Below are 9,492 nucleotides of genomic sequence, written 5' to 3' on the forward strand. Positions count from 1 at the left end.
ATCCATTGAGTCACTTACACCATCAAACACCAAACCACTCGGTACTAGCGATGAGATTTGAAAGCCCGTCCGCATGGCGCTGATTCTCCGTTTGAGAACCACAGTCGCCCGGCAAACTTCATCGGAAATGAGTCAGACCCCAACCATGACCCCGGCCTACTGCTGATTTCGTCCAGACCAGTACTGACTTGCGATGGAATAGCTGGGGTCAGCGTTCGACGCACGGGGTGAAGTTGCTCTCCGATTCTACAATGTGACGCTTGCCAACACGCTCGAATATCTGGGATCGCTGAGGTCGTAAGAGCGGCAATGTGTGGGTGAGAGATGGGTTATTGTTCGATCTGGCATCGTCAAGCCTCGAGCAGCGCACCGGTGACGACTACAGGCGCCTGGAATGCCGCGAGTGCGGCAGGTACCGGATTACGGGTTCGGTATTGCAGATGCTGGACCCGCGACTGAGTTGAGCCATGCGACGCGTGCGATGTCGAAGGCGGAGTTCGAATCGCCGAGATAAACTCGTTCAACATGGACGACATGATCAAGGTTTTACAGACGCTGTGCGGTGATTCTTCGCCGATCATGATTTGTGCATTCCAAAAAAACCGTAGCTTCGTAAGATTGGCAACAGCTCATGAAGGTTGTTAATCGTGTAGTCTGGATGCGCCGCTTGCAGGCGCGCCTCGGAAACAAATCCCCCGGTAATGGCTATACTTATCAGTCCGAGATTCCGTGCAATATCCGTTTCGATCGGCATATCGCCGATGATGAAAGTTGACGCTGGCTTCAAGTTGTTCTTCTGCATGTATAGACGAAGTCGCTCTCCTTTGCTTGTCGATTTGTATTGCGTGTCGCGGCTTTCGAACGCGAGCACATCGTCGATGCAGTCATTGATTCCAAGTCTTCTCAATTGGTAGCGCAGAGCGTCGACTATATGGTTGCTCACGATGATGGACGAAACCCCTTCTCGGCGCGCCAACTCCAAGACTCTGCGCGCGCCCTCGCGTAGATCGGCTCTGCCCGCATGAGCCTCATAGGCGTCGTGAAACATTGCACTCCCATCGCGATCCACCGTCGCAAGCTCGTCTTGCGATAGTCCGAGGCTGCGATAAAGAAGAGACAGCGGAATGTCGCAATGTTCCCGAAGCGTCTTCATGTCGATCGTTGTACGACCAAAGCGATCTAGAATTGCATTGGTGGTTTCGAGCAGTGCGTATGCATCATCGAGCAACGTTCCATTCCAATCGAAGACGAGAACCGGTTTCATGATCTGACCTTAAGCATAGATTCCGTGCGGGTGCCACCGTCGTTCGCCACGTATAGTAGCACCGAACTACTACGGCATGGGCATCGACACACTAGATGAGTTGAAATGCTGGCGAGAATGGAGACGATTGACGCCCGCGATCAATCGAGCAAGTTTCATTTGGACTCCTGGGCCGGCGACTGCGAGGCCGTCATGATCGTACGGGCTCTTTTCGGTGTCCCAGCAATCCACGTGCCACCAAAGCCATTTGCGAGCCTCGCTTGAAGAGGGCAAAACCATGTTCTTCGGCTCAGGCGACGGAATACTCGCGCGTCAGTGTCTGGTCTCCGACATTAACGTCTTCAGCCGGATACGGCTGAAGACGACAACGCGAAATGTTGAATATGATGGAGGCGCCATTCGCAAGTGTTCGCGGGCGGCGCTCCATGGAGACGGGGCCTTTGCGCTGAAGACGCTCCGGTTGGCATGGGGAAGTCGGGCTTCAGCAGGCGACTGCCTGAGCAACACGCGATTTGAGGACCGCGAAGCGATCTTTCGTGGCGAGCACTCGCGGTCCTTGGCAGACTCGAGCTTCGCTGAATGCGCCTCAGGTCCGCTCATCATCCGGCTTGGGGACGCGGCCCTTGCCATCGCACTTATGTCAACGGTTACATCCAACGCACGGGCAGGGCGAAGAGGCTAAAGCCCTCGCACAATTCCCGCCAGAATATCTGCCCGCTTAAGACATTTTCGACCGTAGCAGCGCAGAAGCTGCATCGCGTGTCGCGCACGTTACGTCATCTAAAAAGTGCACGTTCCTGCGACCTACGGTGATCGCGAACCGCCTCGCAAGATTAGGTGGCCGACAGTTGACGAAAGCAACAGGGGCTCAGACAGAAGAAGTTGAGCTGCTGCAAGAACACGCAAGGCTTAGAAATATGATCTAATCTGGGCATGTCCCTGCCGGGTTAACTTTGTAACTGGCCGCCCGGCAGCGCTCCTGGCAGCCTTATTGTGTTCCGGCTTGTGGACCGTGGAGGATGGTGCGCGTCAAGACTTCGACCCGTTCGGCAATTTGGCGAATTCGCCTCGCCACGTCCTCGACTGCGGTCATGTCCACCGGCTGCCTGCAGGAAATTGAGCTCATCTTCGCGTTAAGGTCCCTCAGCTCAGCCTTGCAGCGATCTAACTCCGCGTTGAGCATCGTAACTTCATTCATCGCCGTTGCCCATATTGCCGTTGCTTCCGAGAAGATGTTTGTTCGGAGCATGCACCTGATTGCAATCTTTGTCGCGCTCGCGTGGCTCCACATGGGTAGGGGCATCTCGAAAGGCACAGAACGGCCAACCCAAACACCGACCGGGTCGTTCACGCGCACAGCTGCAAATGGAGTCCCCATACCCAATTTATATAAAGGAATGAAGCTCAATGGCACGCGCATGCGTTCCTCTCAGCAAAGCCCGGGCGACCGGCCGCACTCGCAAGAATCCAAAACGATTTTCGGGCCGCAAAGAGCCAAACGGCTTGGGTCCGTTAGGCGAACCGCCGAAATGCTTAGGCAAACCGCACGAGCGCGAGGCGCGGCGAACGCTGTCTGATGACCTTCGATGGTTCAACCCGGAGCCACCGGACGCTAGTGGCAATGGCAAGCGGGCTGGTTGCGCGGCAAATCGGAGGCGAAGACGTTTGCGAAAGCTCTGAATCTTCTCAGAATGATGCTGACTTCCATTGGCGGCTCGCTGTCCGATGCATCGAAAGTAATGATGCCGGAAGTGGAAGATGCTGAAGACCCGGCCGCGAAATACTTCTAGCTCATTCTCAAGTACTCTCGCCTGAATGGGCATCTCCAAACAAGAGTGTAGAAGCCCGGCTGAACCGGACTTCCGCTGTTGTCGGTCGCTCACTCGGGATTGTGATCTGCCCATACGATCAGACGCCATCGAAATTTGCTTGTGCTGACGTATGCGCATGATTGCTCTGCGGAGGCAATGTGTGGCCTGCTGCAATTCCGATTTCGCGATGACAGCCCGTGCATCGGTAGAGAGCGGCAAAGGGAGCCGCGACTCCCGGCCCCTGATCCTGATCGAAACAGTCGCTGTTAGATTGCGGTAGGTAGTTGGCGTTCTTATAGGTAGCCATTCGACTTCTGTCACTAGAGTAAAGCCGGACTTGACCTCTCGGGGCTTACCGAATGTAATGCTGTTGCTGCTAACATCAGCGTTTGGCCCGCAGTCCGCAGCGTTGCGCGGGCAATCGGGGCCGCCAGTCGCAAGCTGGCGGTTCTCCCCGATTCGTTACGACCAGTGGAACACGTTTCCCGGCGTGCACCGCAAATAGCGGAACCTTATGCCGGCTATTCACAGGGCCTTCCGGTGGACAACCTCATTATTCGGAAGAGATTTCGCCGCGCACCGCACGCGCTCGGCGCATGGATTAATTATGACACCCAAACAGAAAGCCGCGCTGGCATCTAGCACTACGATGCCGGGATAAAGCAGGGAGGCGAAGTTGCCCTGTCCATCATAAGGGAGTTTCCAGACGGGTTCAGCGAAACGAAATGACGCAGAACTCGCCTCACAGGCTGGCGCTTCCCTTTCGACCGCCGTGACGGCAACTCATGAGCGCTTCCAGTTTGGGGTGGGCCTTCGCGCTGGTGTCTCGCGATATCGAGAAACCCTTTTAAAGTGCGGCTTCGGTCACTGCCGGCTTTTGCGTTGAGCGCGTCTTCATCGAGCGATCCCGTCGGGGAGATGATCCGCCTCTACGGTGCGGACTGGCATTCGGCGGAGAACCGACAGCTCGAGTCATGAACGTCACCCGTCGCAAGCTCGTCGTTTTCACCATCCGATTGGGTTGTCTGACCCCGAGGTATCCTAAGTTCCATGACGGCCCCCTTGAACACATCATAACAACATCACGAGGACCGGCATGCTTCGAGCGAGGGCAGCTTATGAAACCAACCGGGTTGCTGGGGTGATCAGAACCAGGAATCCATCAGGTGAACAAGCTGGGAGCCCGCCGTATAAAACGCCTCCTGCGCTGCACGAAAGCGCTGGGCTTCAACGGCGGTGACCGGCAACGGCAGGTCGTTCTCCGCGATCTGCCCCAATACATACGAAGCCAAAACACTGCCAAACACAGTGCCTGGTGCGATTCCGCGGCCGTTATAGCCACTGAAACCGATGACTTTGCGGTCCAGCTTGTGAAGCCGGGGCAAGTTGTCGGAGGTCATTCCAATCATGCCAAACCAGCCGGTTTCAAACTGGACGCCCCGAAGTCCTGGAAAAAGCTTGTGCAACGATCTTTGGGCCCAAGCGCGGTGAATAGATCGCCCAATCCCCTCAAGCGCACCAACACTGCCAAACACGAGTCGCCCGGAGCGATCGAGACGAAACGAAGAGAGGACTTCTCGAGTGTCCCACACACCCTGCCGCTCAGGCAGGATCGACTTTCTCAGATCATCGGGCAGACATGGCGTGCCAAAGTTGAAATAGGGCAGTTGAATCTGTTCCTGCCGTACCTCAGACCAAAGTCCCTTGCTATAAGCGTCCGTCGCGACGACCACCCAGTCGGCCTCTACAGATCCGCTTTCGGTGCCGACTCTCCAGCGGAAACCATTCTGTTGCGCCATGACGGCCTCACTATGCGTAAATATCCTGGCTCCCATCGCAAGCGCGGCCCGCGCTAACCCTCGCACATAAGCCAATGGCTGTATGGTGCCGGCGCGCTTATCGAGCAGCGCGCCGGTGTAGTCGCCACCGCCTACTTTGCTGCGTGTTGCCTCCGCATTTAGCACCAGGACGGGCGCTCCACGCTTCTGCCACTGTTCGGCACGGGCCTCAACCTCCTCCAAGCCCTTACGTCCGACCGCACAATGCAAGGTGCCGGCACGTTCGACTTCACATTCGATGTGGTGCTTTTCGATGAGCTCGAATACCGTCTGCGGTCCGCGGCCGAGCTGTTCAAGTAACCGTTCTCCAAAAGGCGCGCGGAGCGCGGCCGGAAGCGACTCAGGCATGAGCCACATGCCCGCATTCACGAGTCCGACGTTCCGCCCGGACCCGCCGAATCCTATTTCAGACGCCTCCAAAAGCGCAACACGCGCTCCACCTTCAGCTAGATGAAGGGCCGCCGACAGCCCGGTATATCCACCGCCAATCACGACGATATCCGCTGCAATTTCATCGGTAAGTGGAGCAGTTTGTGGCGCTGGTGGCGCAGTCAGCACCCACAGTCCGTGTGATCGTCGATTGTTTCGCATCCGCCAATCCTCTTACAAGTAGCTTCTTAATCGACCCGAGCTCCAGCAGCCATCGTGAACACCGCTAAGTTCTGGCGGACCTCTCTAGTATCCAAGCGGACCTCCCTAGTATCCAACACTGACGTGCCAGCGCCACACCGGCAGGCAAATCGCAGGCCAAAAGGGCAGTTCGTCATCACCCCGAAGATCAGGCCGAGCTTCTAAGTTGTTGATCTGTTGAGGGCACGCGCAGCACCCACGCGGCGGTGCGCCGGAGCTCCGACTGCGCGAACAAAGCCAAAGCCCATCGGCGCTTGCTCTGGAACGCACCTTTGTGCAAGACAATGGGTCCCAAAAGGGCAGCAAGGGGACCACACCGTGAGAGCCTCTCTTGATGGCGAAATTCGCGACGGCCGCCATCATATGCAGATCCGGGTCTATTTCGAAGATACCGACTCCGGCCAGATTGTTTATCACGCAAATTTCTTGCGCTTCATGGAACGCGGCAGAACGAACTACTTGCGCCTGCTCGGAACGAATCAGCAAGCATTACTCAAAGAAGCCAAGAACGATGCGCCCGGTGTTGCCTTCGTTGTGCGCTCGATGACGATCGATTTTCTGAAACCGGCGGTCTTGGATGACATTCTTGACGTCGTCACAGTCCCGCAAGAGGTGAGGGGCGCGTCGATTGCCTTGCTGCAGGAATGCAGGCGTGGCGACGATCTCCTGGTCACAGCACGTGTACGGGTAGCGTTTATCTCAGCTGGAAAGGCGCAGCGCATCCCGAAGTCGCTGCGGCTCGCTATGGAAGCGCATAGATAAATCTGCCGCCTCATTCACGCGTTTGCCTTGCAGCGCTCCATCGAAATCAAGTCATCATGGCGGCGTAAGTTAAAGCAAATGGGCTGCGGCAAACCCGGGGCGGCTCAATTGCACAGTCCAGCCGGATGAATCAGAAGCCGGCGAAGAACGAAAATAAATCGGACTTCGTCGGCCGCTTTGGTCACAGCGACCACAGCGAAACCTACGTCAAGGATGACGGGCCGATTGGCGACTGGCGCGGCTATCCCGGCGGCGCTGCCGTGGTGAACTTGCGCGATCGCATTTCGCGGCTCTTCTCAAATGGCGGCACCGTCTCCATTGCCCCATGCTCCATCTGGCTGACGGCAGCGAGGCGGATGGTTTCCGGGCTGCGCGCCAACGCTCGGTGCTCTTGCCACTCCCGATAAAAAATCATGGAAGAGGGCGGAACCGAGCGCGATCATTTTCGACGAGATGGTCAAGACGGTCCAGGAGCCGGCCCAATCGAAGGCGGCCGGCGGCCTCGTCCTTGGGCCTGAAAACATCAAAGGCACGTTTGTCGGATTCATTAGAGGGTACAATCTTTATGTTGTTTTCTGGAATGCGGATCAGCACGATCGAGCGATCGTCATTCACTGTCGCTCAAAGAGGATGGATATCGTCGCGGAAATGCCGCTTACGTTCGAGACCGCGCATCGGCTAGCGCTCTTCATGCCGCGTGCCGTGCCGACAACAACATTGCGCCGGATGCGCCGCCAATCGAATAGGGCCGCGCGGCCATTTTCGAAGTTGGTCCGGGCCTCCAATAATCAAAACTGTTTCGTGGGGCGCCCACTTTATGTCAGCGAGTGCCATGATATCAGAACGGCAACCGGTGGCCTGTGGGCTGCCATACCTTACTTCACCGCTTGAACGCGCGAGGATAGTGCCGTGGCTAATGACGTAGAGCTTCTGATCTCGTATTTCGCGCTTTCGGGGCACGTTTACCCGCTGGGGGCCTACTGAGGTCACTCCATTCCCATTCAAAGGCAGGGTCGAAGGGGCAGCGCGCGCGGGGTTCAACGGGTTTGGTCTTCACTACGAAGGCACGATGGTCGCGCAAAGCAAGATTGGTTTTGCGGAAATGAGACGCATTCTTCAAGACAATGGCATCAAATATCTAAAGATTGAATTTCTGCTCGATTGGTACAGGACTGACGAGAAGCGAATGGAATCCGACAAATTCCGTCGGCAACTGCTCGATGTCTCCGCCGAACTTGGAATGCGGGATATCAAGGTGGGCCCGGGATTCCAACAAACGCATGCCGATGTGGCGCTCCGCCCATGGTGGCCTCCGTAAGGGGACGCTTGGGAATGATCTGCAACGCAGAACCTAACGCAGCGTCCGGTTCACGCATTTCTTTCGGCACGAATGTTGTGACGCAGCTACAGCAATTCGCGCGCACGTTGTTAAGACGCATGAGGCTCGGGGCACTCAAGACATGAGAGTAGAAATGAAGAACTTCTTGCTTACGACTGTGAGCATTGTGGCGCTTGGCGCAATTGCGTCCGCATCCGGTGCAGACCTGGCTGCGCAGCCCGTCCAACCTCTCTACTCCAAAGCTCCGCCGCCTGTCGCGGCTGCAATTTACGACTGGAGCGGCCTCTACGTCGGTGTGAACGGCGGCTTGGGCTCAAGCTCGAATTGCTGGGACTACAATGGTCGCACCCCTGAGGGCTGTCATGATGCAACCGGCATTACCGTCGGCGGGCAGATCGGCTATCGATGGCAGATCGGTCAGATCGTGCTGGGCGTTGAAGGTCAGGGGAACTGGGCTGATCTGACCGGATCCAACGTCAGCATTGCGTTCGGCGATGTCGACCAGAGCAAGATTGGTGCGTTCGGTACGATGACTGGGCAGATCGGTTATGCGCTCGACACCGTACTGTTTTACGCCAAGGGCGGCGTCGCAGTGGCGAGCAACACGTATCGAGTCAACTCCGCAGTCACGGGCGCGCAGTTCGCGGGCGCTGATAGCAGCCCTTGGGGGGCTACTGTGGGCGCCGGGATCGAAGTCGGTTTCGCGCCGAACTGGTCGGTAAGCGTCGAGTACGACCACTTGTTCATGCGGGATGCCGACGTGAACTTTGTCGTGGCTGCTGGTTCGCTGGGCGGCGACCGCATCCGCCAGGATTTCGATCTTGTGACTGCGCGGCTCAACTATAAGTTCGGCGGCCCGATTCTGCTCAAATATTGATCTGAAGTCGGACTGGTGAATCGAAGGCCCCGGCTAGACCGGGGCCTTTCAGGCATCGCGCGTGCGACGCGACTGGCGGGTGACCGGAAGTCAGGAATAGTTAGCAAAATCGCGGCGAGTTCATCTTCTGAGCTGAAGTTCTAAGTCGATAAAGGACAGCGAGCATGTTCGTTTCATTCTTCCCTCGACCAAAGTTGTTCTTTGCGTCGTCAATTCTTTGGACGGCGTTGGCGATGGCGTTTTGGTATGTATTTGCCGGCAATCTCTTTCCAGCCCCGGAGAAGCCGGTCGGGCTTGCGACGTTCTGGTCGGCCTCGGCGCTGTGGTTTGATCTCTATTTTGCGCTGACCGTTACGGTGTTCGCGGCGGCATGGATGTTATTTGCCCCCCATCCCTGGGCGACGTGGTCCATTCTTGGTTCGGCGCTGATCCTGTTCACCTCTTACTTTCAGGTTCAGGTCTCGGTCGCGATCAACAGCTGGTATGGACCGTTCTACGACCTGGTCCAGGCTGCGCTTTCGAAATCGGCGCCGGTCACGGTTGAGCAGTTCTACAACGAATTGTCGACCTTTGCCGGTATCGCGCTCGTGGCCGTCGTGGTCGGCGTGATGACGCGATTTTTCGTCAGCCACTACATCTTCCGCTGGCGCACGGCGATGAACGATTTTTATGTCGCCAACTGGCCACGGCTGCGCACGATCGAAGGCGCCTCCCAGCGCATCCAGGAAGACACCATGCGCTTCGCCAGCACCATGGAAGGTCTAGGCGTCAATCTCATCAGCGCGGTGCTGACATTGTTGGCGTTCCTGCCGGTTCTGGTGACGCTGTCCAGCAACGTCACCGAGCTGCCTCTGTTCGGCTCGATTCCCTATCCGCTGGTGTTCGCCGCGGTGATCTGGTCGATCCTGGGCACCGGCGTTCTCGCGCTTATCGGCATCCGCCTGCCCGGAATTGAATTTTTCAACCAGCGG

The 9,492-nt window shown here is 57.0% G+C and carries 11 protein-coding genes; 7 read left to right on the plus strand and 4 right to left on the minus strand.

The window, feature by feature from the left end; all coding sequences use genetic code 11:
- Window positions 1–350: 350 nt before the first annotated feature.
- The 3 genes from ACFQX9_RS36710 to ACFQX9_RS36720 form a co-directional block, all read right to left on the minus strand.
- A complete protein-coding gene (locus ACFQX9_RS36710) occupies window positions 351–581 on the minus strand; it encodes a hypothetical protein (protein ID WP_377791951.1) in 231 nt (76 codons plus the stop codon).
- Entirely contained in the window at window positions 578–1,264 is a 687-nt protein-coding gene (locus ACFQX9_RS36715) for an HAD family hydrolase (protein WP_377791952.1), read from the minus strand. Before ACFQX9_RS36715 ends, ACFQX9_RS36710 begins: the two co-directional genes overlap by 4 nt.
- 988 nt (window positions 1,265–2,252) lie before the next feature.
- Window positions 2,253–2,684: a hypothetical protein gene (locus ACFQX9_RS36720; protein WP_377791953.1), complete on the minus strand. Its 432-nt coding sequence runs from the start codon at window positions 2,682–2,684 to the stop codon at window positions 2,253–2,255.
- Window positions 2,685–2,901: 217 nt separating this feature from the next.
- Here ACFQX9_RS36720 and ACFQX9_RS36725 point away from each other — a divergent pair, with 217 nt between their 5' ends.
- Entirely contained in the window at window positions 2,902–3,054 is a 153-nt protein-coding gene (locus ACFQX9_RS36725; RefSeq protein WP_377791954.1) for a hypothetical protein, read from the plus strand.
- Between the two features lie 1,166 nt (window positions 3,055–4,220).
- Here the strand turns inward: ACFQX9_RS36725 and ACFQX9_RS36730 are convergent.
- Complete coding sequence (locus ACFQX9_RS36730; protein ID WP_007614421.1) at window positions 4,221–5,504, minus strand: FAD-binding oxidoreductase; 1,284 nt, start codon at window positions 5,502–5,504, stop codon at window positions 4,221–4,223.
- Between the two features lie 357 nt (window positions 5,505–5,861).
- On the opposite strand from ACFQX9_RS36730, the gene ybgC reads away from it, so the two are divergent.
- The 6 genes from ybgC to ACFQX9_RS36760 form a co-directional block, all read left to right on the plus strand.
- Window positions 5,862–6,305 (plus strand): tol-pal system-associated acyl-CoA thioesterase, encoded by a 444-nt coding sequence (ybgC, locus tag ACFQX9_RS36735; protein WP_377791955.1) that lies wholly within the window; start codon window positions 5,862–5,864, stop codon window positions 6,303–6,305.
- 125 nt (window positions 6,306–6,430) lie between these two features.
- Window positions 6,431–6,712, plus strand: coding sequence for a hypothetical protein (locus tag ACFQX9_RS36740; protein WP_377791956.1), 282 nt, complete (start codon window positions 6,431–6,433; stop codon window positions 6,710–6,712).
- 46 nt (window positions 6,713–6,758) lie between these two features.
- The gene (locus tag ACFQX9_RS36745; RefSeq protein ID WP_377791957.1) at window positions 6,759–7,196 is read left to right on the plus strand and encodes a hypothetical protein; all 438 of its coding nucleotides are present in this window, start codon (window positions 6,759–6,761) and stop codon (window positions 7,194–7,196) included.
- Window positions 7,197–7,374: 178 nt separating this feature from the next.
- Window positions 7,375–7,623: a hypothetical protein gene (locus ACFQX9_RS36750; RefSeq protein WP_377791959.1), complete on the plus strand. Its 249-nt coding sequence runs from the start codon at window positions 7,375–7,377 to the stop codon at window positions 7,621–7,623.
- A gap of 154 nt (window positions 7,624–7,777) precedes the next feature.
- Entirely contained in the window at window positions 7,778–8,521 is a 744-nt protein-coding gene (locus ACFQX9_RS36755) for an outer membrane protein (protein ID WP_377791960.1), read from the plus strand.
- Between the two features lie 164 nt (window positions 8,522–8,685).
- On the plus strand, window positions 8,686–9,492 hold an 807-nt coding region (locus ACFQX9_RS36760), incomplete at its 3' end, for an SbmA/BacA-like family transporter (protein WP_377791961.1).

Source organism: Bradyrhizobium sp. GCM10028915, assembly GCF_042666195.1.
Taxonomy (GTDB): Bacteria; Pseudomonadota; Alphaproteobacteria; order Rhizobiales; family Xanthobacteraceae; genus Bradyrhizobium; species Bradyrhizobium canariense_D.